We start from the raw sequence: 26,491 nt of genomic DNA on the forward strand, positions 1-26,491 counted from the left end.
TTTTATCGATTTTGGGTTATTGTCTTGGTATGTTTTTTCTGTTCCCTTTCGTAATCGATTATCCCCGACATGGGTATGATAGGTACGATCCTCATAATCAATATAAAGAATAGGATGAAGGCTGCGACTCCTGCAAAACTCAACGCCCATTCAATCCAGGTAGCGGTATAATGTAAATACTCAGGTCTGGTATCCTGAATAGGAAGGTAGGGGGTTTCCAATGTAGGGACGACAATAAGATATCTATTCAACCACAAACCCAAAACTGCGATCACCGCTGCAAAGGTGATTGATTTTATGGTCCTGAATTTCTTAAAGAACAAAATCACTATCGGTACCAAGACCCCAATATAATTAGCAAAAATGAATTCCCAGAAATATCGGGTGAACAGGGTATCCAACAAATTGATGTCCTGAATTTTATGACTGAACCATCGTGAAAAATATTCACTAAATGTAAAATAACCGAATAATAAGGAAATGATCAAGAGTACAATACCGGCCCCTATAAAATGTATTTTTCTGATATAATGGTCAAGTTTGAAGTATTTGCGAATCAGGTACATGGTTATAATAATAACCCCGACCCCTGAATAAAGACCTGCAATTATAAAGTAAGGTGCAAAAATCGTACTGTTCCATCCGGGTTGCAGTGTTAAACTGAATATCCATGCCAAAACGGTATAGGCAACGATGGCAAGGACAATTACCATGGCCGACATCGTTCTGGTGATTTTATGCAATCTTTCCCGCTGGGTGGGCGTATCCATATAACCGATGGCCAAGGTCTTGTATAATTTACGCCGCCAATTTGAAGTCCCCTCGCTGTTATCCCTCAATATGGCAAAATCAGGAATAAACGTTAAATATAGATAGATGAAACATCCAATTAAATCGGTCAGTATTGCAATGATATCCCAGGTGATGGGTGATTGAATCCTGGGGTAGATGAATAGATAATGCAATCTGTCAAGTCTTCCTATGCATAACAAAATAAATATGGGACCAATAATCAATGACAATACCGTAATAATCTCAACAATCCTTGAAACCGAGTTTTTCCAGGGTGTTTTAAAGAAATGCAGGATCCCTGAAATGAACGCTCCTGAATAGCTAAGGCAAACGAAAAAAATGAAATTGATGATATAAATCCCCCATACCACATTATCCCTCATTCCTGTAATCTCATGGCCTTTGACCACTTGTAGTACAAATGCCACCAGTCCGACCAGAATGACCATGATAAGAAAGCCGATCCAATATTTTGAAAAAGGACCGGATTTTCCCAACATGGGGGAAAATTCCTTTACCAATTCCCTTTTTCTACCAACCATATCCACATCCATGTCAAAAATGATTAAAGTTCAGTATTGTTTTGTTTTTGATCCAAAAATTCTTCCACTTCAGGTACATCCTTATATCGTTCCAAAATATCTTCCTCTACATCGAATCCCCGTTCCAATGGGAACTGTCTGTTGACCGCAGGTAAATAATATACATTGGGCTTTGTTCCCAGATGTTCCAAATGTCGGTAACCGGCCCGGTCTTTGATCAGCTCGGAGAATCTAACGGTCTCTTCGCCGTTGGTAACGATATCCTCATTCTTGTCACCAAAATAGATAACACCCATTGGACAGGATTTCGCGCAATGTGGCAATTTACCTTCCCTTAGAAGATCAGGGCAGAAATCACATTTCATGACAGTTCCTTCGGCTGCCGGAACACTAGTCTCTGGCGAATAGGGTTGGGAGGTATCATCAAATTTAGCTTTATGTCCCCAATTGAACTGCCGTGCTGAATAGGGGCAACTTGTAATACAGAATTTACACCCGATACAGCGATCATTGTCAATCAAAACGATACCATCATCCCGTTTGAAGGTTGCCCCCGTTGGGCAGACGGTAACGCAAGGTGGTTCATCACAATGAAAACATGGTTTTGGAAACCAATACGGAGCTCCTTCTTCATTATCCTTTATGAGTTGTACTTTCATAAACTCTTCATGATGATCCAAGTTGTGCGCTTTTTGGCAACTTTCGACACATTTTCTGGCATTTTTGCATTTCGCCAAATCGATGACCATTACGAATTGTCTATTGGGTATTCCCTTTCTGGATTCAGCTGGGGTAATGTGGGCTTCAGGATACTTATTGATATTGTCGGCATCAACCTCGACAATTTTACCGTCAGGGGTCAACAACCTGATTTTTTCCCCTGATGATTTCAATTCTTCCTCAGAGGCTAAGTTTGCCAATAACGATACGCCTGTTATTGCAGTTGCACCAGACATCAATCCTAACTTCAAGAAGTTCCTTCTGTTGTTGTCCTTTTTATCGGTCATGTCATTTTTCATAATACACCCATTTAATTGAAATCATCGAAACCCGTATGATTCCACAAAAAATTCACTATGTTACTCCTGAGCCTTTGTTTTACTCGCCTTTAACTAAAAGTTATAGTTCCTGGTGATGTTGAATCCGAACAGAAAATCACCAGAAAAGAAATCATTGGTGTTTTTCATATAGTTGCTTTGGGGAACGATACCATTTAGATTGGTAATGAACAATTGAAAAGCATGGCTCGAGGTCGAAAATTCGACGCCCAAACTAAATCCCGGTTGGGGATCGATATCGAATTCAGCATCATTAAGGTGATGAACAAAGGGATGGCTATAGTCAACCATGATTGCCGTTTGTTCGCTAATTTTATAACGTCCGCCTGCAGAAAGGGCGACAACGTCATTTCGCATCCTGTGCTCGACCAAATTATAATGGGATACACTAGGGGCGATCTGTAAGGATAGCTTAGGGCTAAATCTACGTGCAATGATCAATTGGTTAAAATAGGAATATCTGGATTGTTTGGTTGGAAAAAGACCAATACCCTTTTTACGTGCATCAATGACAAAATTCCCGTAGTACGATACACTGACGGGTATTCTTCCTGAACGGGTCTGCCTTAGGATACCGGCTTTCCAATTAAAATCCTGTAAACGATCGAACTTTGTAGTACCAAAACCTACCGTAAACCTATCGTGTATCGCATAGGAAAGTCCAATGCGAATATTGGAGGGCGCCCAAAAACCGGCCATGTCGTTCGTGCCACCATTGACCAGACCGAACCTATGCTGCATCATGACTTCCAAGGTATTCTTATCGAACAATACATTGGTTTGGTTGTCAATTAACGTGGTGCTCTCAAAGGCAGGACGTTCTGGTTTGTCAACAATCGAATCCTTGGACTTCTCCTGAGAAAGCAAAAAGAAGGGGGAACTTAATAAGGCAACAAGTAATATTTTATATGTTCTCATTTTAAAGATCTTTGTGGTTAGTTATTCTCGGCCCCTCTGTCTATCCAGGCTTTTATTATCCCTATTTCATCACTGGTTAGTACCAAGCCAGCTTCCACGGGATGATCATTACCTGGTAATTTTTTGTAAAACTCGCTATTTTCGGCATCACCAGCAGATACATATTGGGGAACAATTGCATTGAATGCATTGCCTTCCCTTAAATCAGGGCTTGTATTTCCATTATGACAACCCGTACATTGTGAAAAAATGGGTTGTACATCATCATTAAATGAAACTACCACATCGTCAGGTATTTCAACAACAAGATCTTGTTCTTCTGGTAATTCGTCATAGTAGCATGAAAAACAGCATAAACTTAAACTGCTAACCAGAACTATTTTTAATAGTCTTTTCATTTTGTTTTGATTTGATATTTGATGTCCCCTATTATTTTTAAGAAGGAAAAACGAGTCGGTTTGTGACCTTTTAAAAAACATTGGGATTTGGTTTAATTTCAGGAGTAGGGTCACTACTCCTGAAATTCAGTAATATCCAACTATGATTAGTCTAAGGCCTCGATTGAGTTCTTGATCAATGCTTTGGCATATTTAGGGTTGTGGACACCCATACTGCCATCTTCAAGAATGAACAGATAATTCCATGCAGCTTCAGCTTCCAAAATGCTATACGTACCAGGAACAGGATGATCTTCATGTACAATACCGACATTTTCCAACAAACCTGCCAAGGTGGCCATATCAGAGGCTAAGAAGTCATCTGAAGGTATACCATTGGTATGACAAGTGATACAAGCGTTCTCTGAAGGTATCATCGAGTGTAAACCATCGGTACCGTCTGAAGATTCTGCCATATGGCAACTAACACAAGTAGAACCTGTTCTGTGTGCGGCCGAACCAACACCAGGAAATGCTTCCGAACCTGCAATCAACGCTCCTTGAAGACCTTCTAACAAGGTTGCCTGTGGTCCATGATGTGGTCCCCAATGCGTACTTGTAACCCTGAACATGCCCGCAGCATCCGGTGTAGGTGTTGCCGTTCTAGGTTGATGACAATTGATACACGTATTACTACCATCCCCATAATCGATGACGGTACCATCAACAATCAAGGAAACAGGTTCAAGGGCCCTTAAGGCAAGATCATTACCGTCATTTTCAAAGTCGAAAGATTTATGGGTATCATGACAAGTTGTACAAGTAATCGAGGTCACAAACGCCACAGGATTGTTTGAATAAATAGGTAAACCACGATCATCTACCTCTGGGTAATCATCGGAATCATCATCTGGAGTACCATTATCATTTATTACCAATTCTGGCTCAGATAATCCGTAATAACCAGCAGGATTCACAAATCCTTTGGTAATATAATCAACAAAGCCCTCATTGGAGTGGCATTGTGCACAAGTTGCCCGTGCACCGGCATAATTCACAGAACCTTCGGTAAGGCCTTTTGAATGGAAAGAAGTTTCATAGGCCGCATAAATTGGCGCTCTATAGGTATTGGAATGACAAGAGATGCATGACTCTGCGGAAGTATCCGCGCCGTCAATACCATCCACCCCATCTATACCATCGATCCCATCCACCCCATCCCGTCCGGCGATAGGATCACTGGTACATTGAACAAATAATAAACTTGATGTGACTACCATCAAGAAGCTCAATAATCTAAATTTTTTCATAATGCTTGGATATTAAGATATGTACATGTATTAAATCTATGTTAAAAATACCCCAGTAAGCATGTTAAAAATATGATTTTTATCATATTTTTAAACTTTTAAAATATTGATTTTCAATTACTTATGATTTTTGACAAATAAAATTGGTACATATAAGTAACAATTGTTACAAAGCTTATGTCACAATTGTTACAAAATCGGCCCCTTGGCAAAGGGCACATGTACCGGTTCAAAAAAATCGTGGTCAACTATTCATTGAACCACACTTTTTGTAAAGAAATGGAAATGTTCAATAGGGAAGCATTGCACTCGTGTGCAAAATATCGAACTTGATTTAGTGGAGTAACCTATAGGACTGCTTGGCAATCTCAAGTTCCTCATTGGTGGGGATGACCAAAACCTTCACCCTTGATTGGGTTTGGTTTATTTCCCTTAACCCTCTGGATTTGGACTCATTTTCGGCTTCATCCAAAAGGATTCCCATATACTCCATATCCGTACATACCAAATGCCTGATTTGGCTTGAGTTTTCCCCCACACCAGCCGTAAAAACGATGGCGTCAAGGCCGTTCATGGCAGCCGCATAAGCCCCAATGTATTTTTTAATGCGATAGGCATTCATATCAAGTGCTAATTTGCAATCTGTATTGCCCTTTGCAGCTTGGGCTTCGATGTCCCGTAAATCACTGAAACCCGTCAAGCCCAACATGCCACTTTCATTAATGAGCAATTTATTGACTTGATCCAATTCGTAACCCAGTTCATTTACCAGATAAAAGATAAGGGAATGGTCGATATCCCCACTACGAGAACCCATGATCAGTCCGTTACTCGGGGCAAAACCAAGACTGTGATCTATACTTTTTCCTTGCTTTATGGCCGTGATACTGCACCCATTGCCTAAATGGATGGATATTATATTGGCATCGGGGTTATTTAGATAGGTCAGCGCCTTTTCACTGACGTACTTATGACTGGTACCATGAAACCCGTACATTTTTATGCCAAAGTCTGTATAGAATTTGTTCGGAATGGCATACTTCCTGGCTTTAACCGGTATGGTTTGGTGAAAGGCAGTATCGAAAACAGCGATTTGTTTGGCTGTTGGAAATATTTTTTCCGCAATCTCAATTCCCGTAAGATTATGGGGATTGTGCAAGGGTGCCAAATTTGTGAATTCCTTTATTTTATCTTTGATTTCGGCATCGATCAACGTTGTTGCTGAGAAAGCATCCCCGCCATGCACTACCCTATGCCCTACAGCCTCAATCTCATTTGCGTTTTTCACGACACCTTTTTGGGAATCCATGATGTAGTTCGCAACCAATTCCAAGCCTATCTGGTGGGAAGGTATGTCAAGGATTTCGCGATATTCATCGGTGTTGGTCTTATATATAAGTACGGCATCCTTAAATCCTATTCGTTCTACCTGCCCGGAACAAATTACCGCTTCTTGGGGCATTTGCATCAATTGGAATTTAATTGACGAACTTCCCGAATTCAATATTAATACTTTCATGCTTTGTTTTAACGAAGTGAATCTTGTGCTTGTATGGCTGTTATGATTACGGTATTGAAGATATCATCTACGGTACAACCCCTACTGAGGTCGTTAACCGGTTTGTTCAGGCCTTGTAAGACTGGACCGATTGCCAATGCCCCGGTTTCCCGTTGTACGGCCTTGTAGGTATTGTTGCCGGTATTCAAGTCAGGAAATATGAATACGGTCGCCTCACCGGCCACCTGCGAGTCTGGCATTTTGACCTTGCCCACCTTGGCATCAACAGCCGCATCATATTGTATAGGCCCTTCTACTTTTAACTCAGGATATCTTTCCTTCACCAATTGGGTCGCCTTTCGTACGCGGTCGACATCTTCCCCCTGGCCTGAGTCCCCCGATGAATAGGAAAGCATGGCGATTTTTGGTTCAATGCCAAAGATTCTACTGGTTGTGGCAGAGGAAATGGCAATTTCAGCCAATTCTTCCGCTGTCGGATTCGGGTTGATGGCACAATCCCCATACACGGTTACCCGATTCTCCAAACACATAAAAAATACCGATGAGACCACCGAAACCCCAGGACGGGTCTTTATAAAATGCAAGGCCGGAAGAATGGTCTGCTTGGTCGTATGCACCGCTCCTGATACCATACCATCGGCATGCCCTTTGTGAACCATCATTGTTCCAAAATAGGATACATCTTCCATTAAATCCTCGGCCATGGCCAAATTGACATTCTTGTGTTTGCGCAACTCGTATAGCTCTTCGGCATATTCCTTAAAATAAACAGATTCTGTAGGATTTTCAATATTGACCTTCGATACATCCAAATCGAGATCCATTTGGGAGATTTTTTCCTTTATTGCAATGGGATCCCCCAAAAGGGTGATCTTTACCGCATTTGAGTCTACAAGAAGTTTTGTGGCCTTTAAAATACGTTCATCAAGCCCTTCTGCAAGTACAATATGTTTTATGTCCGTTTTGGCCCTGCTCAACAAATTATACTGGAACATACGGGGCGTAATGCCTTTGGCCTCAAAGATGATCAATCTTTCAGCAAGTTCATCCTCGGGAACATGCTTGGAGAATTCGTGGATTGAGGTCAATATCTTCTGGGTGTTCTCGGCATATATCCGGGGTCGTATGGCCCCGATTTTATTGGTGATCCCAAAGGTGCCCTCCTTGACCGAAACAATAGGCACCACGTCCGAGAGACCTTCTATCAATTTTATGATGGATTCCTCTGGAACCAGGTTACCAGTCAAAAATATTCCGGAAACGGTTGGATAATTTTTCGATAGATTGGCTTGAAGTGCCCCTAGGATAATATCTGCCCTATCCCCGGGAGTGATCACTAGTCCGTCATTTTCCAAATGGGTCAGATAATTACGTAGCTGCATCGCCCCTACCCCATAATGAGCGACTTGGTTGTTTAAATATTCTTCGCCGAAAAGTACTTTCCCGTCCAAAACCTCGACAATTTCCTTAATCGTTGGGTTTCCTAGGATCGGATTCTTTGGAATGACCCCCACTAGAATATCCTCGGGCAATTGCGCCTTAAGTCCTTTTCGCACCAATTCAATATTCTCTGGTTGCACTTTGTTGGCAATTACCATAAGTACCTCGACCCCTTTTTCCGTAAAGGAATGGTAGGCCATGTAAATATTGTTCACCAACTCATCCAAGGTCTTGCCTACGCCGCTTGCCAATATAATCGTGGGAATCCCTAAGTTTTTTGCCATAAGGACATTGATATCCCATTCGATGATGGCACCTTCCCCAGAAAAATCAGTACCCTCGACAAGAACAAAATCAAAACGCTCTTCGATGGCCTTGTACTTATCGATTATCCTATCAAGGACTTCATCTTCCTTATTCTGGTTGTTCTTATGAATTACCTCGCTACGGGTACAGGCATAGGCCTCCTCATATTTCATTTGAATATTGAAATAGGAAAGTATCGTATTGATATGATTGTCTTGGAATCCCTCAGGATAATCATCGATAATAGGCCTGAAATAACCTACTTTGGCCGCTTTTCCCAACAGCAGTTGCATTAAGCCCAGGGAAACTATTGATTTACCACTATTTGGCTCTGTAGTGGCAATATAAATGGCTTTGCTCATCAGCAATAAAAAATTTCAATGCAAATTTATGCTTTCTTATGGCGTAAATGAAATTTACGACCGGTATTATGCTTTGTGTTGAAATCCAAGGGATATTCTTTCATTTTCTCAAAATCACCCCCCTATGGTTACCAAGTCCCAAATGAAAATCGCCAAATTTTCAAAGACCAATATCAGGCAATACCAATATCGGCACTTTTGAATGAAACCCTATTTTTCGAATCACCGGTTCCCTAGTCAATTTTTCCAAAAAACTATGTGAATAATACATCAATGCAATTAAATCGGCATCCGTCTTGGCGGCAAATTCACTGGTCGCCTCGGCGATGGTGTTCCACATCTCGACGGTATGGAAACTATGATCCAGAGTATCAAGCCGTTTCTCGAGTTGTTTTTTGTGCTTCACTTGGTCGTCGTTCAATTCATAATCCTGTGCTACATGAAATATCAAAAGCGCTGCCTTCCAAATATCCATTAAATCGATCAATGGTTTTAACTCTATTTTATCATACGAATGGGAGAAATCTGTAGGAAAGATTACTTTGTTCAACGCCTTGAAATCATAATCCTGAGGAACGGCCATGATCGGTCGCATACGCACCTTCTTAATAACCTGTACCGTATTACTGCCCATAAAAACCTCTTTAGCCCCTGTGGCTCCCTTGGTGCCCATTATTATTAAATCAATATCCCTTTCAACGATCACTTTTTTAATGGCATTTATAAGGTCACTGGAAATGGAATCCGTCGTAAAACTGTGATTGCTTCTTGCATGGTTTTCCTTTAAATATTCTAGGGTCTTCTTAAGTTGTACGTTTGAGTTTTTTGACAAGGAATCATAAATAACACCCAACCTTTCCTTGCTTTTGTTTCCCAATAGGTTTGAGATTTTTGGTTCATAGGTATTCAATAACACGAAATTACAGGCACTGGTCTCAAATAATTTAAGGGCCGTAAAAATGGCATTCCAGGCATTGTCTGAAAAATCGGTGGGCAACAGAATATTTCTCATTTTAATCTTGATTTTGCACTATTGTGGGTATCTGGAATGACCAAGAAAGGCAGCTGCACATGAAAACCAACTTGGTCAACATGCTGTCTGGTCATCACCCGTTCAAAGAGTGAATGCTTCCTTTTCATCATTACCAATAACCCGTAATTATGCTTCTCTAAATATGTTATTATACGCGCTGGGTCGTAGGCACCGCTTTCCTCTATGAACCTGTGTGGAACCTGTGCCAGACAACGCCCGAGAAAAGCCTTGTTCTGTTCTTGGGCTATCGTCAGATCATGGGCTTCCTTCATATGCAACACGGTAATTTCAGCGTGGCTCATCTTGGCTATTTCAATCGCGCTATGCAAATCTTTATCATTATAATTTGACTCATAGTCCGCTGAAAAAAGTATCCGTTCAATGGGTTTGTATCCATATCCGGAAGGAATTACCAACACCGGAATCGAGGCTTTACCGATAACATGTACGGCGTTTGTTCCCAAAAATATCTCTTTGACCCCTGAGACTCCCTGGGTGCCCATAATAATCAGATCGATGTCTTTTTTTTCCGTTAGGGAATTGATTTCATCGGTCAAGATATTAAAGGCTGAAACCGTTTCATAAATATGTTTCGCATTGCCGAATTTTGCCTTTACGGCTTTCAAGGTCTTTTCCAATCCTTCGATGGACGCGTCTACGCCTTTGTCGGGAATTGCGCTGAATTCAGGTCCGCCCAGCATATAATCCATTCGATAAAACGCAGGGGTATAGGTATGTAAAAAATAAAAGGTACACCGCTCGCCTTTAAGGAATTGCATCGCGAATGAAATAGTGTTCCAAGCATTATCAGAAAAATCGGTGGGTATGAGTATTGTTTTCATAAAAAGCGCCTTTACGAATCCTTAAAATTAAAGTCTTGGCCAGAATTTAGCCATGATATAGATCAGCCTTCGCCATAATTCGCTTTACTGACCATTATCATAAAATAATACTCCGCGTATTGTATCTTTGAACAATATTCCCAATGGAACCGATTCACAGTAAAACAACCCAATCCGATGCAAATACAAGATTTTATAGACCATACCATCTTAAAACCTACCGCCCTACCCTCAGATATTGAAAAACTATGCCAAGAAGCCAAGGACTATAAATTTCGAGCGGTTTGTGTCAATGGCTGTTATGCCAAAATCGCAAAAAAACACCTGGGGAACAGTCCGGTAAAATTAGCCGTTGTCGTAGGATTTCCTTTGGGCGCCATGAGTTCGGAAGCCAAAATTTTTGAAGCCAAGGACAGTGTGGCCAATGGGGCCGATGAAATCGATATGGTCATCAATGTGGGTTGGTTAAAATCAGGTAAGTTTGAGTTGCTGAAACAAGAAATTTCCAACATCAAAAAAGCAATCGGCCAGAACGTACTTAAGGTCATTATTGAAACCTGCTATCTCACCCATGATGAAAAGGTCAAGGCTTGCGAATTGGCTGTGGAGGCAGGTGCTGATTTTGTCAAGACCTCTACAGGTTTTGGGACTGGTGGGGCCACCTTGGAAGATGTGAAATTAATGAAGGAGGTCGTCGGTGACAAAGCGCGAATAAAAGCATCGGGTGGAATAAAGGATAGGACCACGGCTTTGAAATATATTTCACTTGGGGTTTCCAGGATCGGAACCTCTTCAGGTATCGACCTAGTATCAACCAAATAATACTGAATCATGAGCGTACATCTTGAAGCTAAAAAAGGGGATATCGCAGCAACGGTCTTAATGCCAGGGGATCCCTTGCGCGCCAAGTGGATCGCAGAGACTTTTCTTGAAGAGGTATCCTGCTATAATAGGGTACGTGGTATGTTGGGGTATACGGGATTATATAAAGGAAAGAGGGTTTCCGTACAAGGAAGTGGTATGGGCATACCTTCCGCAATGATCTATTACCATGAACTCATCAATGATTATAATGTCAAGAATATTATAAGAGTAGGTTCGGCAGGCTCCTATCAAAAAGACATTAAGGTCAGGGACATCGTTTTAGCCATGGCTGCCTCCACGACCTCAGGAATAAACAACTCCCGTTTTATAAATGCCGATTACTCGCCCACAGCTGATTTTGACCTCCTAATGCGTGCCAGCCTATATGCCCGTCAAAAAGGAATTCCCATAAAAGCAGGCAATGTACTTTCCGCTGACGAGTTTTATGAAGACGACAAGGAAGCGTATAAATTATGGGCCAAATATGGTGTACTCTGTGTAGAAATGGAGGCTGCCGGACTGTATACCATAGCCGCCAAGTACAATATAAAGGCTTTGGCCATCCTTACCATATCCGACTCTTTGGTAACCGGTGAGCAAAGTACCATAACAGAAAGGGAATCTTCCTTTAACGAAATGATCGAAATTGCACTGAACATAACTTGAATACGAATTTTATTATCCATCTTACCCTCGCATTATTCCTCTTGAACTGATATAGATCATTTGTAGTTAAAGATATAGTTGCCAATTTTAAGGAACACTTAAAACAACTTACGATGGCACTAAACTTCAATCAATACGCGGTAGAAGGCAACACCTTCCTAAAGAATTATGCCAAGGAAATGAACCTTGGCGACGATACTAAAAAAGCAGGTAGAATATTATCGGCTATACTACATGCCCTTAGGGATATTATTCCCACAACCGAATCCCTTCAACTTATTTCGCAATTTCCCATGTTCTTGAAGGCCGTTTATGTAAACGGATGGACCCTCAAGAAAGATCGCCCCAAAATCAAACAAATGGCAGATTTTATAGATCTGGTCCGAAAATATGACGGTCCCTCAGCGATCAATGATTTTGAATATAACGATGATGTGGCCGAACAATATATCGACACTACGTTCATATTGCTGAGAAAATATATCTCCTTGGGAGAAATGGAAGATATACGGGATGGCCTGCCCAAAGATTTAAAAACCATGATTTACTCGAATATCATGTTCTAAAACCTTAAAAACAAAAAAATGAAAAATAAGATCACCTATCTAATAGTGCTATTGATACTCCCCTTGATCACCAGTGCTCAGACAGAAAATACCACCTATGATGAAATTGCCCCATTTAACGAAGGGCTAGCCGCAGTTCGTATTGGAAACCAATGGGGCTTTATCGATGAAAATGCCAAGCTTGTCATTGATTTTAGGGATGATTTGGTTTGGAACCAAAATGCCGATACCAGTATCCCAGGGGTATTGGGTATTCGTTATCCGCAATTCAAGAACGGACGATGTATGATCCAACAACTTAAAGTGAACAACATTCCTTTCTATGGATTTATCGATACTTCCGGTGAAATGGTCATTCAACCTGAGTATTTGAATATCACTGAATTTGACCAAGAAAATGCCATAGGCATATATGTAAGGGAAATGTACCAAGGCCAAAATGAGATTAAATTGGATATTGTTGAATACATCTTTACAGAAGTTGTTGTAAATATCAATGGTGAAATAGTCTGGCCCATAGCAGAACGGGAGCATGCCTTAACCGCCAAAAGGAGGTATGAGGTACCTGAATTAAGGGCAAAATTGATAGGTAAGGATCTGCTTGTCTTTAAAACAAAAGATAATAAATGGGAGACCAAAAAATTGAACCTGAACCTCTAAACCGTTGGTAATTAAAGGATTAAGGAACAACGCATAACCGTTCCTGATAGGGTTTTTCAAAAATCAATGGTAATGATCGAACAAAAATTAAAGGAGATCCACGAATTCTGTATTAAGCATGCAGATCCGGAAATTGTAAAGAAATACGCAAGATATTTTAAAAATGGCTACGATGGTTACGGCATTGATTCGAAGGTTTTTGAAAAACAGCGTGATTTGTGGATAAAAGCCTGGAAGAATGAAATGACGCTCGATGAATACCTAGACCTTGGCGACACACTAATGCGAACAGGAAAACTCGAGGAAAAATCTTTTGCCATTGCGTTTGTAGCTTCAGAAAGATTGCAGTATACCTCAGCCACTTTTGACCGAATCGGGAAGTGGTTTAAAATGGGAATCTCCAATTGGGCAACCACCGATGTTCTATGCATGCTGGTGCTCCCTAGCTTCCTGATTGATAACGTAATCACATTTGAAAAATTAAAAGCCTGGACTACCTCCGATTCGGAATGGCAAAGGAGGGCAGTCCCAGTAACCATGGTTGAATTATTGAAAGTGGCCTTGGAACCAAAAATGGCGTTGCCGGTTATTGAACCTTTAATGCTCGATAAATCGGAATATGTTCAGAAAGGTATTGGGACCCTTTTACGTGGGTTATGGAAAAAGTGGCCCTCTGAAATCGAAAAATTCCTGTTAACATGGAAAGACCAATGTGGCCGTCTCATCATACAATATGCCACGGAAAAGATGGATAAGGAATATAGGAAAAAATTCAGGGCAATAAAAAAAGAAAAAGTCAAGTGTAATGGATAACTAGTTAAAAAGAAAGCCATGGAACAAGCAATCAAAGAATGTTGCCCAACATTCCACCCAGAAAAATGGGATGAAAAGACATTCAATTGGAGCCAAAAGAAGTTTATCAAGGCCTCGGTCCCAACCTTATTCCATATTCCATTACCGCCTATGATAGGAAAAAAAGTAACCCAAATGATGAAGTTGGCCGAAGATTCCAAGAAACTGTCCGATGACAAAGAAGAAATATTACTATTGTTTAACGACCCTAGTGCATTTAAGTCGGAACTGTATCTTTCGGTAACCGACACTGTAACGGAAGCTGAAAATATAACACTATCAGGTACATTTATAAGTAAGGTTTTTGATGGGGCCTTTAGTGCAGTACCCAAATTCATGAAGCAAATGGATACGTACTTGGCCCAACAGCATAAAAAGGCCAACGATTACTATGTGCATTATGCCTACTGCCCCAAGTGTGCCAAAAAAGCGGGACATAACTTTATGGTATTGTTCGCGAAGCTGGAATAAATCAACGTTCTGATTCGAACTACTTTAATGATCCATATCATTGCCAAAGATAGGTACACATCATAGTTTTATCCCTATCAAACCACGGTAGCAATCCATAAAATCAATAACATGAAAAAGTTACATGTAAATTCAATGAAACTCGTAATATCGTTGATCGTGTTCTTTACGGGTACCGGTCTATTTTATTCCTGCAAGAGGGCAGCAGAAAAAACCCAGGAAAGATTGATCGAGAAGTCCATTGGTGATAAAGCCGATGTTGATATTGCCGACGATAAGGTAGTCATCAAAACCGATGAAGGTACTTTTACCACAGATGCGACCAAACACGAATGGCCTTCCGAAATACCAGCTGATGTACCAGAATTCACAAAAGGTAAGGTCGTAATAGTGAACACCCAGGAAATGATTGATGGTAAAAATTGGGTCGTCATCTTTGAGGACGTATCCCAAGAAGCTATTGAAAATTATAAAAAGGAACTAGAGGAAAATAACTTTGAAATAAACTTTACCACAACTGCAGGGACAGGGACGCATTTTGCCGCACAAAAGGGCAAACTTGTAGTGATGCTTATGGGCGATGAAAAAGGAGCCTCAATTTCTATAAATGTTCAGAACTAAGGTTGATGAAAATTGGAATGTGTTCCACTTAGAGGAACTTCCCATTCACTAAACATTATGTTTAGTCCTTTTAATCTTCCTTTTTCTTGGGCCGGGGTAATACCTCCTCCGGGAAGGGGAAAATAATAGTCGAATTCTTTTCAGCCGCAATGTTCGATAGCGTTTGGTATAACCTCAACTTAATGGCCGATGGTGATTTATCGATTTGAAGACCTGCCTCTAAAAGTTTTGCTGCTGCTTGGTTTTCGGCTTCGGCAAGAATAATACGTGCCCTTCTGGATCTTTCGGCTTCGGCCTGGTTGGCCATCATACGCCTCATGTTTTCTGGAAGTTGAATGTCCTTGATCTTTACATCAATAATCTCAATGCCCCAATGATGGGTTTCAGTTTCCACGATACTTTTGATATTCTTACCCATTTCCTCCCGTTTAGAAAGGATGGTATCCAATTCTACCTTACCACAGACATCCCTCAAGGCCGCCTGGGAAAGTTGGGTGATGGCAAAGGTGAACTCCTCGACTTCGAGAACGGCTTTTTCCGGATCACTGATCTTAAAAAACACCACCCCATCTATACTACAGGGCACATTATCCTCTGTCATTACTTCTTGGGACACGATATTGATCGTTATTACCCGAATATCGACCACCTGAATGGTCTCTACAAAAGGAATGATCCAACGAAAACCGGGCTGAAGGGTTTTTACATACTTCCCAAAACGGAATTTCAATGCTCTTTTATATTCGAAAACAATTCGGATTCCTGCAAACAGGACCACAACCATAATAATGGCAAATAATGCTATTGGATTCATAATATTGCTGTTACGTTATATTTTCAGTGACCGATCATTACACCAAAAAGGGTGCTCTAAAAGGATTGTTTTTGTATCAAAACCCATTCAACCTAAAATTGCACAAAAATGAAGCTTATACCTTTAAAATAATTGGGATAACCTTCTTTTAAAGTTACGACAATTATGTTCAGGAACAAAGCTTAAATACCTCTAGATCACCTCACTGATGGTTTTTTTTAAAGATCAATATGCGCTAATGCCAATTTGTTCTATGATTTTGTTTTAGCGCTTCAGTTGATCTCTAATCTATTAGGGAGAAAAATATCCATAGCTCCTCCCAGGAATGGGAGGTGTTGGGATATCCCTGTATTCATTTCAGGCCTTGTGTACTTCCAGTAAGAAACCACATGATGAAGCTTTCAATGCGCAGATAGACCCCAAAACAACCTAAAGTGTAGCGATGGCTTTTTTTAACTTGTCCCTTACTTCCTCGGCAATACCTCCCAATTTATCGTTTTTAACGCCCATCATAGATGCAATCGGGTCCACAGCCGCCACTTCTATAGCCCCATTATCCGTTTCACGGACAATTACGTTGCAGGGAAGCATGGTTCCGATTTTATTCTCTGCCTGAAGGGCTTGATAAGCAAATGATGGATTGCAGGCCCCTAAAATCATATAGTTCGGAAAATCGACATCCAGTTTTTTCTTTAATGTGGTTTTGAGGTCGATCTCGGTAAGTATCCCAAAGCCTTCTTCCTTTAGCGCCTGTGTTGTTTTCGCTATGACCTCATCGAAAGTTACATTCTTCAGTGTTTTGTTAAAATAGTAGCTCATTTTTATCTTTTTATTTATGTTATATCAATATCGAAGGCCAAACCTTCCTTTCCCTTAAGATAATCAAATACAGCCTAAAACCATAATTCAAGGGTGTTCATTCTTTTTCTTTTCTTTTTCTTCTTTTTTCGCCAATTTCCTGAAATACCGTCGTGTTAGAAAATTATGTTTCAGGGCCTCCATATTCTCATTGAATTTAATCGATCCCGCTTCAATATTTTTTAAGGTGGTATCTAAGCTTTTTACCAATGCCGTATCATGGGTCAAGTAATCAATAGCTCCTTTGCCTTCTTTGAAATCACCGATAATGGTATCCAAATTTTGGGTCATTCTTGCTATTTCATTTCCCGATTGCTCGAAATTGGTAATTAGGTCCTGAATTTTCAACCCATTCAGCGAATCGTTCAAAAGGACCCCGGCTACACTTTTTTCAAAATCGACCTGATCGAGCATCGTATTCAATTTCTGAATCGTAAGATCCGCATTGCGACTGGCATCATTTAAATTGTTAATCGTATTCGTTAAATTGGTCGCCATGAGGGTATCGTTCAACAATCTGCCCAGGGTACCCTTTCCTTTTGTCAATGCTTGGGTCACTTTCAATAGATCCGAGGTTAAAATAGCCGCATTTTCATTGGTTGTATTCAGGGTGCTTAACATATCCTGTGTAGCTATACGGCTGTAGGATCGTAATTCATCCCCCTCTAAAATGGTGGACGCCGTGCCATTCCCTGGAATAATATTTAGGATCATACTACCCACCAAGCCATCGGATCCAATTGTGGCAACAGCATCTTTTTTGATATGTGGTTGCATTTTTTTTTCGATGACCATATACACGCGAATGGTAGTATCATTCACCATTTCCATATTCCTAACAGTACCGACATTAATGCCTGAAAACCTCACATTGTTACCTTTTTGTAGTCCGTTGGCATTTTTGAATACCGCACTTATGGTGAAGGTCTCGCCAAACATGTTTTGTCGATTTCCTATCAAGTAAGCCGCCAAGACGAGCAAGGCGGTTCCTATGAACACGAATACCCCTAGTTTTATATTTTCCATTGTTGTTTTTGCCATGATCTTATTTTTTAAAGAATGCCTCTACTTTTGGGTCCGTTGATCTCGAAAGTTCGGCATAGGAACCTTCGGCATAGTTCACCCCACCTACCAAGAGTACCATGCGTTCTGAAATTACCCTGGCACAATCCACATCATGGGTAATGATCAGGGAAGAAGTGCCATACATTTCCTGTATGCTACGCATAAGTTGAATGATCTCCTTGGCCGTTATTGGGTCTAACCCGCTGGTGGGTTCATCATATAATATGATTTTAGGTTTTAAAATCAAGGTTCTGGCCAAGGCTATGCGTCTTTGCATTCCCCCTGAAAGTTCGACCGGCATCAGATCCATAGTGTGGGCCAATCCTACATTTTCCAATGCTTCCATGACCAATGGGGTCGTATCCTGTATGTTGCCCAACTTTTCTTTATGCCTTCGCAAGGGGAATTCAAGGTTCTCACGAACTGTCATCGAATCATAAAGTGCACTACCCTGGAATAAAAATCCGATATCCGAACGCAGGGCATCCAATGTTTTACGGTCCAACGACTTGATTTCCTTGCCCATGACCGAAAGAAAACCACTATCGGGCTGCATCAAACCTACCAAACATTTGATCATTACCGATTTTCCAGAACCTGATTTGCCCATGACCACAAGATTCTCACCCTTGTAAAGTGTCATTGAAAATCCGTTCAACACATGGTTATCCCCAAAGCTCTTGCGCAAATCGCGAATTTCGATGACGATTTCCTTCGTTGCCGATAGCTCATTTGGAGGTACTATGTGCTCCTGTTCGTTCATATTATAATTCATAAAAAATGTCCGTTATGAAAACGGCAATAAAGTCAACCACAAAAAGAAGTAGGGATGCCGTTACCACTGCTGTATTTGCAGCAATGCCAACCCCTGCCGTTCCTTTTTTGCTATAATATCCTTTGTAACAACCGACCAGACCTATTGTAAATCCAAAGAAAAAGGACTTGATCGTGGCGGGTACCAAATCACCGAATTCAAGGGCATCAAAAACCGTATTGAAATACAGTTGGAATGACACGTCGCCCTTGAGGTTTTCTACCAGGGCAGAACCATATAAAGCCACTGTATCCCCAAATATCACCAATAACGGAAGCATTAGGGTTGTGGCCGTTATTCGGGTAACCACTAAATATTTAAAAGGATTGGTTCCTGAGACTTCCATGGCATCGATCTGTTCGGTTACCCGCATCGAACCCAATTCCGCCCCAATACCCGAAGCAATTCGGCCAGCACATATCAATGCAGTAATTACAGGGCCAATTTCCCTAACTATGGATATACCCACCATATTGGGCATCCATGATACGGCACCAAATTCCATTAACGTTGGTCTCGATTGTAAAGTCAATACCAATCCTATAATAAATCCGGTAACCCCGACAAGTACCAGTGACCTATTACCCATTTGGAAACATTGCCTTAGCAACTCCTTGAATTCCCATGGAGGCTTAAAGACTTCTTTAAAATACCTATTGGCAAAATAGGACAACTCCCCTATCTCCATAAAGAACTGCTTGATCTTTTTATACGATCGAAATACTTGGTCCATTACCAAAGGTGTTCAAAAAGTTCACTTCAAATGTAGTCCGTATGTCCCTTTTTTTAAATGACCGTGGTCATACCCGCCTATGGTATCCGGGTAATCGGGGACACCTATGATGTAGCTCATTTCGAATATGCCCAACATGAAATATCTTAGTAGCAAGAAATAAAAAACCATGAGAACAACCTTCGAGATACAACAGTCGTCCCATGAATTGAATATCAAGGAAATTATGGGAAGACTTCTTAATCTGAAACAGGTATGGCATGTAGAGGTCGACCGGGAAAAAGGATTGATTTCTTTTGAATACGGGCAGCACCCTACGCTTGAAATGGTCAGAAAGGAATTACTCGAAATGGGGTATTATGTCATTAATGACACCCATCACTTTGATGGGAATACCAAACCCTGAGAAAATACCTTTCGACCCAATGTCAAAAAGACTAGCATATACCCTAACGTTGCTATCAATACTCTTGATTGCCCTCACCATTGCCAAATTGGTAGAAGTGAAAGGACCTTCCGAAATAAAAAATTTGATATCGACCGAGGTTTTTATGGAAAAACCTGAGTTGAACACAACAATTGCCATTGAAGATACCATTCGCATTGCAGGATATTTCGATTTTATGGATTCCTTGATTTGCACCTATGATAGCCTCACCGATTATCCGCTCTCCGAACATGTGCTTGTCAATGCCAATCCGTGGATCATAGATACCCTGGCCCATACCGATTATTATACAATGATCAAGAGGGACTCCTTTATCTTTGACCAACGTAGCATGATCGTTTTACGACCTATCGACACCCTATTGGTTCCCGACACACAGGAAGCTAAATCCATTTTGGAAGCCTTTGCAAAAACATGGATCGACGTCAACCTACCGGAATATACGTTACGGATCTATCAGGATTCTTCATTACTTCTATCGGTTCCCATTAGAATTGGCCAGAATAGATCAAAATACCTGAAAATGGCAGATAAGATTACCGATCTAAAAACAAAGACCGGGAAAGGACATATCGTCGGATTTAGAAAAAATCCAGCTTTTTATAATCCCGTTACGGGTAAGAAATTTCAATATACGAGAAGGGATGATGGCAGCACCACTTTGATGCCGCAGATACCTTGGTTGGAAACGGAGATCAACGGTATCAAAAATGGGCAATTGATTCATCCCACAACGAACCCAGAAACGTTACAAAAAGCCTATTCGAATGGGTGTATCGGTGTTAAGGAAGCCGATGCCTGGCTTATTTATTACCACTGTCCCCTAGGAACCCCGATACAAATTCGGTACGATTTGAAAATCCGTAACGCCAATGGATCCATGACCCTATTGGAAGATATTTACCATCTCGGGTCCTGACTCCTTTATCTGGTTAAAAATAAATACATCAATAAATTTTATCTTCAATTAGGGCTTCCTATATTTGCACACCAATTTTTTGCCCACGTGGTGGAATTGGTAGACACGCTACCTTGAGGGGGTAGTGTTCGCAAGGACGTGCTGGTTCGAGTCCAGTCGTGGGCACTTAAGCTTCCTTTAAAAGGGGAAGCTTTTTTTTATGAAGTACTTTGCTTACATACTATACTCGGAAACCTTCGATACCTATTATAAAGGGCAGACCAACAATGTTCATGAAAGGGTAAGGCGCCATAATGCGGGACAAGAAATGGCCACGGCACGGTATCGGCCCTGGAAACTTGTATGGTATACCGAAAAGAAGAGCAGAGCTGAAGTCATGGCACTTGAAAGAAAACTCAAGAACCTTTCCAAAGAACGCATCCGGGCATTCATTGAAAAATACTCGAAAGAGACTTAAAGTATAGGCTGGCCCTGACGTTCTGCCCTGCAGAAGTCAGGGTGCTGACCGGAGCGTCAGCATTCGAGTCCAGTCGTAGGCACTTAAGCTTCCTTTTAAAAGGGAAGCTTTTTTTTTATGAAGTACTTTGTCTACATACTATATTCTGAAGCCTATGTCTTCAGTCGTGGGTACATACCCCACCCATCATAGCTTTACCAAGGATCGTTTTTATATTTAAAGGGAGTAAATCAACATTTTAACTTTACTTTTTAGAAACCATATTAAATATATTCTATATTTGTTTAAACTTTTTTTTTAAAAGATGAACAATATAAAGAAGTATTTCAGCATCCGCGATTTGGAAAACCTTACGGGGATAAAGGCCCATACGATACGTATTTGGGAAAAAAGATACAAGCTGCTTTCCCCTGAAAGGACCACGACCAATATAAGAACCTATAGTCTGGGCAGTCTACAAAAACTATTGAACATTACGCTGTTGTACAACAATGGCTATAAAATATCTAAAATCGCCCAACTGAAAGAAACTGAAATACCGATTAAAGTGCAAGAAATCATGGCGGTTCAAAACAATAAGAACCATGTATTGAATGCCTTTAAAATGGCCATGATAAATTTTGACCAAACACGGTTTGCACAAACATTCAATAGTCTCTTGGCAGACTATCCCTTCCGTGAAATATTCAAGGACTATTTTATTCCGTTGCTCCATGAACTTGGCTTATTATGGCAGACAGATACGATTACTCCCGCCCATGAACATTTTATCACGGGTTTGATCAAACAGAAAATTCTCGTCAATATCGAGAAATTACAACTCACAGAACCCACAAAAACAGACAAAACCTTCATTCTTTACTTGCCTGAGGGTGAAATTCATGAAATAGGATTATTATACCTTAATTATGAAATTCTCCTTCATGGGTACAAATCCATTTACCTTGGGCAATCGATACCTTTGGATAATTTGGGCGAACTCCTTGGTTTGGTTGAAAATGCCAATTTTGTATCGTACTTTACAGTCGCCCCAGCACAGGAAAAAATAGGGAAGTACCTTGAAGAATTGTCCTTATCGATTCGAAAACAAAAAGGTTCGAAAGTTTTGCTTTTAGGAAGACAGACAGAATTAATAGAAGCCGGGGATTTACCGGAGAATATCGATACATTTGGTTCCATTGAGCATTTCGTTGAAGAAGTCATTCAATAAACCTACATAGAAAAAGTATTTTAAATGAGCAGAAAAGTTGTCATCATAGGTTCAGGGTTTTCTTCCCTATCAGCGTCATGTTATCTGGCCAAATGGGGTTATGATGTATCTGTTTATGAAAAAAACGACACTATTGGAGGTAGAGCAAGTCAAATGGTCAAGGAAGGTTTTACGTTTGACCTTGGTCCCAGTTGGTATTGGATGCCCGACATTTTTGACACCTTCTTTTCCGATTTCGGAAAGAAGACCAGTGACTATTACACCTTACATAAATTAAGCCCGGCATATAAAATCTTCTTTTCTGATGATACTATTACTATCGGGGACTCCATGGACAAAATCTGTGAGGAGTTCGAAAGAATTGAAAAAGGAAGTGCCGTACATCTTAAGAAATTCATTTCTAAAGCGCAAGAAAACTACGACATCGCAATTAACAAAGTGGTGCTAAAACCCGGGTTATCCCCCTTTGAATTGGTCACAAAGGACACCATAATGAAGGTAGACCAATTTTTCAAAACCATCAGTGGTGAAGTCAGGAAGAAATTCAAGAACCCGAAACTGATATCCACTTTGGAATTCCCTGTGCTTTTTCTGGGGGCAAAACCAAGCAATACCCCCTCTTTTTATAGTTTTATGAATTTCGCGGATTTTGGGTTGGGAACCTGGCATCCAGAAGGTGGCATGTATGAAATCGTTAAGGCCATGCACTTATTGGCATTGGAATTGGGTGTTCAATTCCATACCAATTGCCCTGTGGAAAAGATTCGGGTTGAAGCGGGTAAAGCCATAGGCATCACCACGAATACCGAACAAATAGATGCAGATTTTGTATTAAGCGGGGCCGATTACCATCATTCGGAAACCTTACTTGACAAACAGTATCGGCAGTACAGTGAACACTATTGGGACCAACGGACCTTTGCACCTTCGTCCTTATTGTTCTATATTGGTTTTGATAAAAAATTAGATAACGTTGAACATCACAATCTATTTTTCGATACCGACTTTGAACAGCATACGTATGATATTTATGACAACCCAAAATGGCCAGAAGCCCCATTGTTCTATGCCAACTTTCCATCTATTACCGATGGGACTATGGCCCCTGAGCATTGCGAGACCGGGTTCTTTCTAATACCCATTGCCCCCGGCCTTGAGGATACACCTGTGCTTCGAAAACAATATTTTGACCTTATCATGCAACGGCTCGAGGACAGAACAAATCAAAAGGTCAAGGATCATATCCTTTTTTATGATTCCTTTTGCGTCAATGATTTTATTGAGAAATACAATTCATATAAAGGCAATGCCTACGGCATGGCAAACACGTTGTCACAGACCGCATTTTTACGGCCTAAATTAAAAAGCAAAAAGGTAAAAAATCTGTATTTTACAGGACAATTGACCGTTCCAGGTCCGGGGGTTCCACCTTCCCTTATTTCGGGCAAATTGGTGTCAGAATTAATCAAAAATAAAAGATAAAATAGTACATGAAGGCATTGTTCGACAAAATATCCTATGATTGCAGTAAGCTCGTGACCAAGAATTACAGCACTTCATTTGCACTTGCCACAAAAATGTTGGGTACATCAATACGATCTGATATTTACAACATTTACGGTTTCGTTCGATTTGCCGATGAAATTGTGGATAGTTTTCACGAATATCCAACCGAAGAGCTTTTCAATGATTTTGAAAAAAGCCTAGCAACTGCCCTTACCCACAAAATCAGCCTCAACCCCATCTTGAATTCATTTCAACACACCTACCATAAATATGGGCTACCCCACCATTTGGTGGAATCTTTTATGAAAAGTATGCGAATGGATTTGACCAAAACAAAGTATTCTACCGACAAGGAATACAAGGACTATATATATGGTTCGGCCGATGTGGTCGGACTCATGTGTCTAATGGTCTTCGTCAAAGGGGATAAGGATGAATACGAAAGGTTGAAAGATTCGGCAATGTCATTAGGTTCAGCGTTTCAAAAAGTAAACTTCTTACGGGATTTGAAATCCGATTTCGAGGAATTGCATCGCTCATATTTCCCAAACACCAATTTAAATGAACTGGATGAGGATTCTAAAAAGCGCATCATTAATGAAATCAAGGAGGATTTTCAAAAGAGCCTCAAAGGGATACAACAACTACCAAGGGAAGCAAAATTTGGGGTATATACCGCCTATAAATATTACTATCGCTTATTGATGAAATTGGAAAATACCCCTTCGACCTTAATACGACAAACCAGGATCAGGGTCCCCGATTATCAAAAATTCGGTCTTTTGGCTAGGTCTTATGTCAAATTAAAATTAAATTTGGTATGATATGAACATAGTGATCGGTATAGTTATATTTTTTCTTGTGTTTTTGTTTATGGAATTCATGGCCTGGTTTACCCATAAATATATTATGCACGGCTTTTTATGGAGTTTACACCAGGACCACCATAAAAAAGACCATGATTCCTGGTTTGAACGTAACGATACTTTCTTTATATTTTATGCCGTAGTAAGTATCTCATTTTTCTACACCGGGGCGAATACGGATTTCTGGTATGGATGGCCCATTGGCTTAGGTATTATGGCCTACGGGGCGACCTATTTCCTGGTCCATGATATTTTCATACACCAACGTTTTAAAATGTTCAGAAATGCCAACAACTGGTATGCAAGAGGAGTTAGAAGAGCCCATAAAATACATCATAAACATTTGGGTAAGGAAAAGGGTGAATGTTTTGGCATGTTGTTCGTTCCGTTTAAATACTTTAAAAAGTAAAAGATTATTCAGTAAGTAAACCGTCGAGAATCTTTCTTACTTTTTCACTGTTCCAGTCGGCAGCCCCCGTTTCAGCGATGATGATCTTTCCATTCTTGTCCAATACATAGGTAGTAGGAAGCAACTTTGCCAAAAGTAAATCGGGTGCTTCGGTTTTTGAATAATACACGGGCAAGTCATATCCTTTTTTATCCATAAAGGAAGTCACCTTTTCCGCGCTATCCTCTGCAATGAACAGAAACACCACTTTATCACCATAATCATCATACAAACCTTGAAGACTCGGCATTTCAGCAACGCAGGGAGGACACCATGTGGCCCAAAAGTTAATAAGTACCACTTTATCCCTTGCCCGTTCGAAATTGAACGTATGTCCATTGACATCCATCATTTCCCAATCGTAATTCTCAACAGACAGCTGCAATTCGGTTTTCAATACCGAGGCACTTGAAGACAACAACCTAGCCACATAAACACGGACATAAAACCCAACCGGGGTAAAGAGGAATAAAACAATCCCAATGATAAGGGCAGTATTTATGTATTGTTTCCGACCAAATTTCATTTAGCCATCATTTAAGCAACTCGGTTAACAACCCCCTTATTTTATCATTGTCCCAATCGGATATGGCAGCTTCCTTGGCTACGATATATCCGTTCTTATCAATGATATATGTTCCTGGGGGTTCCAATATCTCGAGAGGGGCAGGCTCCCCGATAATAAGATAAGTCACTGGGAATGTGAATTTTTTAAGTCGCATGAATTCCTCAACAGGTGGCCTTTCCTCGTTGGTGATGATATAAAAATCGATCTTCCCCTTAAAATCATCGTATAGTTGCTGTATTCCCCTGAGTTGCGCCTCAGAGGGTAATTGCCATGAGGCCCAAAAATTGACAAACACTACTTTCCCTTGCGATTTCTGTAGGTTAAAATAATCCCAATTGGCGTCCTTTAATTTCCAATCAAACGATGTCAATTGTTGCCTTGAAGCCTTATCGATAATGTCTGGGGTTGAGGCAAAGATGCGATTTAATACAATCTTGCTGAAATGGCCCAACGGAGTTACGAAGAAGGCTAAAATAAAGGCGAATAGCAAGACATTAAGCGCAGTTTTTCTTTTGATTGCCATCTTAAGGGGGTTTGTCCAAAACTAAAAAACTCCCGACGAAAATCGGGAGTTTTTATCATTTAA

General features: G+C 40.6%; 30 protein-coding genes and 1 tRNA gene. 15 read left to right on the forward strand and 16 right to left on the reverse strand.

Annotation, left to right across the window (positions count from 1 at the left end; translation table 11 throughout):
• Window positions 1–2: 2 nt before the first annotated feature.
• The 9 genes from nrfD to WBM98_RS03195 all read right to left on the reverse strand — a co-directional run bounded on the left by nrfD (window position 3) and on the right by WBM98_RS03195 (window position 10,499).
• A complete protein-coding gene (nrfD, locus tag WBM98_RS03155; protein ID WP_424364573.1) occupies window positions 3–1,346 on the reverse strand; it encodes an NrfD/PsrC family molybdoenzyme membrane anchor subunit in 1,344 nt (447 codons plus the stop codon).
• A gap of 11 nt (window positions 1,347–1,357) precedes the next feature.
• Complete coding sequence (locus WBM98_RS03160; RefSeq protein ID WP_424364574.1) at window positions 1,358–2,353, reverse strand: 4Fe-4S dicluster domain-containing protein; 996 nt, start codon at window positions 2,351–2,353, stop codon at window positions 1,358–1,360.
• A gap of 93 nt (window positions 2,354–2,446) precedes the next feature.
• Window positions 2,447–3,310 (reverse strand): DUF5777 family beta-barrel protein, encoded by an 864-nt coding sequence (locus WBM98_RS03165; RefSeq protein ID WP_424364575.1) that lies wholly within the window; start codon window positions 3,308–3,310, stop codon window positions 2,447–2,449.
• A 17-nt stretch (window positions 3,311–3,327) separates the two neighbouring features.
• Entirely contained in the window at window positions 3,328–3,708 is a 381-nt protein-coding gene (locus WBM98_RS03170; protein WP_424364576.1) for a hypothetical protein, read from the reverse strand.
• 146 nt (window positions 3,709–3,854) lie between these two features.
• Window positions 3,855–4,997 carry a NapC/NirT family cytochrome c gene (locus WBM98_RS03175; protein ID WP_424364577.1) on the reverse strand — a complete coding sequence of 381 codons (1,143 nt, stop codon included), beginning with the start codon at window positions 4,995–4,997 and terminating at the stop codon, window positions 3,855–3,857.
• Between the two features lie 334 nt (window positions 4,998–5,331).
• Entirely contained in the window at window positions 5,332–6,516 is a 1,185-nt protein-coding gene (locus tag WBM98_RS03180; RefSeq protein WP_424364578.1) for an acetate/propionate family kinase, read from the reverse strand.
• An 8-nt stretch (window positions 6,517–6,524) separates the two neighbouring features.
• Window positions 6,525–8,624 carry a phosphate acetyltransferase gene (gene pta, locus WBM98_RS03185; protein WP_424364579.1) on the reverse strand — a complete coding sequence of 700 codons (2,100 nt, stop codon included), beginning with the start codon at window positions 8,622–8,624 and terminating at the stop codon, window positions 6,525–6,527.
• Window positions 8,625–8,784: 160 nt separating this feature from the next.
• Entirely contained in the window at window positions 8,785–9,636 is an 852-nt protein-coding gene (locus tag WBM98_RS03190) for a universal stress protein (RefSeq protein WP_424364580.1), read from the reverse strand.
• A complete protein-coding gene (locus WBM98_RS03195; RefSeq protein WP_424364581.1) occupies window positions 9,633–10,499 on the reverse strand; it encodes a universal stress protein in 867 nt (288 codons plus the stop codon). Before WBM98_RS03195 ends, WBM98_RS03190 begins: the two co-directional genes overlap by 4 nt.
• Before the next feature lie 177 nt (window positions 10,500–10,676).
• On the opposite strand from WBM98_RS03195, the gene deoC reads away from it, so the two are divergent.
• The 7 genes from deoC to WBM98_RS03230 all read left to right on the forward strand — a co-directional run bounded on the left by deoC (window position 10,677) and on the right by WBM98_RS03230 (window position 15,199).
• On the forward strand, window positions 10,677–11,321 hold the full coding sequence (deoC, locus tag WBM98_RS03200) for a deoxyribose-phosphate aldolase (protein ID WP_424364582.1): 645 nt from the start codon (window positions 10,677–10,679) through the stop codon (window positions 11,319–11,321).
• A gap of 9 nt (window positions 11,322–11,330) precedes the next feature.
• Window positions 11,331–12,029: a purine-nucleoside phosphorylase gene (gene deoD / locus WBM98_RS03205; protein WP_424364583.1), complete on the forward strand. Its 699-nt coding sequence runs from the start codon at window positions 11,331–11,333 to the stop codon at window positions 12,027–12,029.
• Window positions 12,030–12,142: 113 nt separating this feature from the next.
• The gene (locus WBM98_RS03210) at window positions 12,143–12,595 is read left to right on the forward strand and encodes a DUF2267 domain-containing protein (RefSeq protein WP_424364584.1); all 453 of its coding nucleotides are present in this window, start codon (window positions 12,143–12,145) and stop codon (window positions 12,593–12,595) included.
• Between the two features lie 18 nt (window positions 12,596–12,613).
• Window positions 12,614–13,255 carry a WG repeat-containing protein gene (locus WBM98_RS03215; protein ID WP_424364585.1) on the forward strand — a complete coding sequence of 214 codons (642 nt, stop codon included), beginning with the start codon at window positions 12,614–12,616 and terminating at the stop codon, window positions 13,253–13,255.
• 72 nt (window positions 13,256–13,327) lie between these two features.
• Entirely contained in the window at window positions 13,328–14,068 is a 741-nt protein-coding gene (locus WBM98_RS03220; RefSeq protein ID WP_424364586.1) for a DNA alkylation repair protein, read from the forward strand.
• An 18-nt stretch (window positions 14,069–14,086) separates the two neighbouring features.
• On the forward strand, window positions 14,087–14,578 hold the full coding sequence (locus WBM98_RS03225) for a hydrolase (RefSeq protein ID WP_424364587.1): 492 nt from the start codon (window positions 14,087–14,089) through the stop codon (window positions 14,576–14,578).
• A 111-nt stretch (window positions 14,579–14,689) separates the two neighbouring features.
• Window positions 14,690–15,199, forward strand: a complete 510-nt coding sequence (locus WBM98_RS03230) for a hypothetical protein (RefSeq protein WP_424364588.1) — start codon at window positions 14,690–14,692, stop codon at window positions 15,197–15,199.
• A 70-nt stretch (window positions 15,200–15,269) separates the two neighbouring features.
• Here the strand turns inward: WBM98_RS03230 and WBM98_RS03235 are convergent, their stop codons facing one another.
• The 5 genes from WBM98_RS03235 to WBM98_RS03255 all read right to left on the reverse strand — a co-directional run bounded on the left by WBM98_RS03235 (window position 15,270) and on the right by WBM98_RS03255 (window position 19,483).
• The gene (locus tag WBM98_RS03235) at window positions 15,270–16,013 is read right to left on the reverse strand and encodes a slipin family protein (RefSeq protein ID WP_424364589.1); all 744 of its coding nucleotides are present in this window, start codon (window positions 16,011–16,013) and stop codon (window positions 15,270–15,272) included.
• Window positions 16,014–16,442: 429 nt separating this feature from the next.
• Window positions 16,443–16,832: a DUF302 domain-containing protein gene (locus WBM98_RS03240; RefSeq protein WP_424364590.1), complete on the reverse strand. Its 390-nt coding sequence runs from the start codon at window positions 16,830–16,832 to the stop codon at window positions 16,443–16,445.
• 87 nt (window positions 16,833–16,919) lie between these two features.
• The gene (locus tag WBM98_RS03245; protein WP_424364591.1) at window positions 16,920–17,912 is read right to left on the reverse strand and encodes an MlaD family protein; all 993 of its coding nucleotides are present in this window, start codon (window positions 17,910–17,912) and stop codon (window positions 16,920–16,922) included.
• 4 nt (window positions 17,913–17,916) lie between these two features.
• Window positions 17,917–18,699, reverse strand: coding sequence for an ABC transporter ATP-binding protein (locus tag WBM98_RS03250; RefSeq protein WP_424364610.1), 783 nt, complete (start codon window positions 18,697–18,699; stop codon window positions 17,917–17,919).
• Between the two features lies 1 nt (window position 18,700).
• Entirely contained in the window at window positions 18,701–19,483 is a 783-nt protein-coding gene (locus WBM98_RS03255; protein ID WP_424364592.1) for an MlaE family ABC transporter permease, read from the reverse strand.
• Between the two features lie 169 nt (window positions 19,484–19,652).
• On the opposite strand from WBM98_RS03255, the gene WBM98_RS03260 reads away from it, so the two are divergent.
• From WBM98_RS03260 to WBM98_RS03295, 8 genes are all read left to right on the forward strand, one after another.
• On the forward strand, window positions 19,653–19,889 hold the full coding sequence (locus WBM98_RS03260) for a hypothetical protein (protein ID WP_424364593.1): 237 nt from the start codon (window positions 19,653–19,655) through the stop codon (window positions 19,887–19,889).
• Window positions 19,890–19,908: 19 nt separating this feature from the next.
• Window positions 19,909–20,850 (forward strand): L,D-transpeptidase, encoded by a 942-nt coding sequence (locus WBM98_RS03265; protein ID WP_424364594.1) that lies wholly within the window; start codon window positions 19,909–19,911, stop codon window positions 20,848–20,850.
• Between the two features lie 81 nt (window positions 20,851–20,931).
• Window positions 20,932–21,015 (forward strand) — tRNA-Leu (locus tag WBM98_RS03270).
• Between the two features lie 34 nt (window positions 21,016–21,049).
• Window positions 21,050–21,307 carry a GIY-YIG nuclease family protein gene (locus WBM98_RS03275; protein ID WP_424364595.1) on the forward strand — a complete coding sequence of 86 codons (258 nt, stop codon included), beginning with the start codon at window positions 21,050–21,052 and terminating at the stop codon, window positions 21,305–21,307.
• A 304-nt stretch (window positions 21,308–21,611) separates the two neighbouring features.
• A complete protein-coding gene (locus WBM98_RS03280) occupies window positions 21,612–22,517 on the forward strand; it encodes a MerR family transcriptional regulator (RefSeq protein WP_424364596.1) in 906 nt (301 codons plus the stop codon).
• Window positions 22,518–22,541: 24 nt separating this feature from the next.
• Window positions 22,542–23,999: a phytoene desaturase family protein gene (locus WBM98_RS03285; protein WP_424364597.1), complete on the forward strand. Its 1,458-nt coding sequence runs from the start codon at window positions 22,542–22,544 to the stop codon at window positions 23,997–23,999.
• An 8-nt stretch (window positions 24,000–24,007) separates the two neighbouring features.
• Window positions 24,008–24,847, forward strand: a complete 840-nt coding sequence (locus tag WBM98_RS03290) for a phytoene/squalene synthase family protein (RefSeq protein ID WP_424364598.1) — start codon at window positions 24,008–24,010, stop codon at window positions 24,845–24,847.
• Between the two features lies 1 nt (window position 24,848).
• Window positions 24,849–25,298 (forward strand): beta-carotene hydroxylase, encoded by a 450-nt coding sequence (locus WBM98_RS03295; RefSeq protein WP_424364599.1) that lies wholly within the window; start codon window positions 24,849–24,851, stop codon window positions 25,296–25,298.
• A gap of 4 nt (window positions 25,299–25,302) precedes the next feature.
• Here WBM98_RS03295 and WBM98_RS03300 read toward each other — a convergent pair whose 3' ends face one another.
• On the reverse strand, window positions 25,303–25,863 hold the full coding sequence (locus WBM98_RS03300; RefSeq protein WP_424364600.1) for a TlpA family protein disulfide reductase: 561 nt from the start codon (window positions 25,861–25,863) through the stop codon (window positions 25,303–25,305).
• Between the two features lie 7 nt (window positions 25,864–25,870).
• Window positions 25,871–26,428, reverse strand: coding sequence for a TlpA family protein disulfide reductase (locus WBM98_RS03305; RefSeq protein WP_424364601.1), 558 nt, complete (start codon window positions 26,426–26,428; stop codon window positions 25,871–25,873).
• Window positions 26,429–26,491 lie beyond the last annotated feature (63 nt).

Source organism: Maribacter sp., from assembly GCF_049667165.1.
In the GTDB taxonomy this organism is placed as follows: domain Bacteria; phylum Bacteroidota; class Bacteroidia; order Flavobacteriales; family Flavobacteriaceae; genus Maribacter_A.

Bases quoted from the DNA above. Each gene is read 5' to 3' on its own strand.
- nrfD (WP_424364573.1), bottom strand. From the start codon at position 1,346: ATGGATGTGGATATGGTTGGTAGAAAAAGGGAATTGGTAAAGGAATTT.
- WBM98_RS03160 (WP_424364574.1), bottom strand. From the start codon at position 2,353: ATGAAAAATGACATGACCGATAAAAAGGACAACAACAGAAGGAACTTC.
- WBM98_RS03165 (WP_424364575.1), bottom strand. From the start codon at position 3,310: ATGAGAACATATAAAATATTACTTGTTGCCTTATTAAGTTCCCCCTTC.
- WBM98_RS03170 (WP_424364576.1), bottom strand. From the start codon at position 3,708: ATGAAAAGACTATTAAAAATAGTTCTGGTTAGCAGTTTAAGTTTATGC.
- WBM98_RS03175 (WP_424364577.1), bottom strand. From the start codon at position 4,997: ATGAAAAAATTTAGATTATTGAGCTTCTTGATGGTAGTCACATCAAGT.
- WBM98_RS03180 (WP_424364578.1), bottom strand. From the start codon at position 6,516: ATGAAAGTATTAATATTGAATTCGGGAAGTTCGTCAATTAAATTCCAA.
- pta (WP_424364579.1), bottom strand. From the start codon at position 8,624: ATGAGCAAAGCCATTTATATTGCCACTACAGAGCCAAATAGTGGTAAA.
- WBM98_RS03190 (WP_424364580.1), bottom strand. From the start codon at position 9,636: ATGAGAAATATTCTGTTGCCCACCGATTTTTCAGACAATGCCTGGAAT.
- WBM98_RS03195 (WP_424364581.1), bottom strand. From the start codon at position 10,499: ATGAAAACAATACTCATACCCACCGATTTTTCTGATAATGCTTGGAAC.
- deoC (WP_424364582.1), top strand. From the start codon at position 10,677: ATGCAAATACAAGATTTTATAGACCATACCATCTTAAAACCTACCGCC.
- deoD (WP_424364583.1), top strand. From the start codon at position 11,331: ATGAGCGTACATCTTGAAGCTAAAAAAGGGGATATCGCAGCAACGGTC.
- WBM98_RS03210 (WP_424364584.1), top strand. From the start codon at position 12,143: ATGGCACTAAACTTCAATCAATACGCGGTAGAAGGCAACACCTTCCTA.
- WBM98_RS03215 (WP_424364585.1), top strand. From the start codon at position 12,614: ATGAAAAATAAGATCACCTATCTAATAGTGCTATTGATACTCCCCTTG.
- WBM98_RS03220 (WP_424364586.1), top strand. From the start codon at position 13,328: ATGATCGAACAAAAATTAAAGGAGATCCACGAATTCTGTATTAAGCAT.
- WBM98_RS03225 (WP_424364587.1), top strand. From the start codon at position 14,087: ATGGAACAAGCAATCAAAGAATGTTGCCCAACATTCCACCCAGAAAAA.
- WBM98_RS03230 (WP_424364588.1), top strand. From the start codon at position 14,690: ATGAAAAAGTTACATGTAAATTCAATGAAACTCGTAATATCGTTGATC.
- WBM98_RS03235 (WP_424364589.1), bottom strand. From the start codon at position 16,013: ATGAATCCAATAGCATTATTTGCCATTATTATGGTTGTGGTCCTGTTT.
- WBM98_RS03240 (WP_424364590.1), bottom strand. From the start codon at position 16,832: ATGAGCTACTATTTTAACAAAACACTGAAGAATGTAACTTTCGATGAG.
- WBM98_RS03245 (WP_424364591.1), bottom strand. From the start codon at position 17,912: ATGGCAAAAACAACAATGGAAAATATAAAACTAGGGGTATTCGTGTTC.
- WBM98_RS03250 (WP_424364610.1), bottom strand. From the start codon at position 18,699: ATGAACGAACAGGAGCACATAGTACCTCCAAATGAGCTATCGGCAACG.
- WBM98_RS03255 (WP_424364592.1), bottom strand. From the start codon at position 19,483: ATGGACCAAGTATTTCGATCGTATAAAAAGATCAAGCAGTTCTTTATG.
- WBM98_RS03260 (WP_424364593.1), top strand. From the start codon at position 19,653: ATGAGAACAACCTTCGAGATACAACAGTCGTCCCATGAATTGAATATC.
- WBM98_RS03265 (WP_424364594.1), top strand. From the start codon at position 19,909: ATGTCAAAAAGACTAGCATATACCCTAACGTTGCTATCAATACTCTTG.
- WBM98_RS03275 (WP_424364595.1), top strand. From the start codon at position 21,050: ATGAAGTACTTTGCTTACATACTATACTCGGAAACCTTCGATACCTAT.
- WBM98_RS03280 (WP_424364596.1), top strand. From the start codon at position 21,612: ATGAACAATATAAAGAAGTATTTCAGCATCCGCGATTTGGAAAACCTT.
- WBM98_RS03285 (WP_424364597.1), top strand. From the start codon at position 22,542: ATGAGCAGAAAAGTTGTCATCATAGGTTCAGGGTTTTCTTCCCTATCA.
- WBM98_RS03290 (WP_424364598.1), top strand. From the start codon at position 24,008: ATGAAGGCATTGTTCGACAAAATATCCTATGATTGCAGTAAGCTCGTG.
- WBM98_RS03295 (WP_424364599.1), top strand. From the start codon at position 24,849: ATGAACATAGTGATCGGTATAGTTATATTTTTTCTTGTGTTTTTGTTT.
- WBM98_RS03300 (WP_424364600.1), bottom strand. From the start codon at position 25,863: ATGAAATTTGGTCGGAAACAATACATAAATACTGCCCTTATCATTGGG.
- WBM98_RS03305 (WP_424364601.1), bottom strand. From the start codon at position 26,428: ATGGCAATCAAAAGAAAAACTGCGCTTAATGTCTTGCTATTCGCCTTT.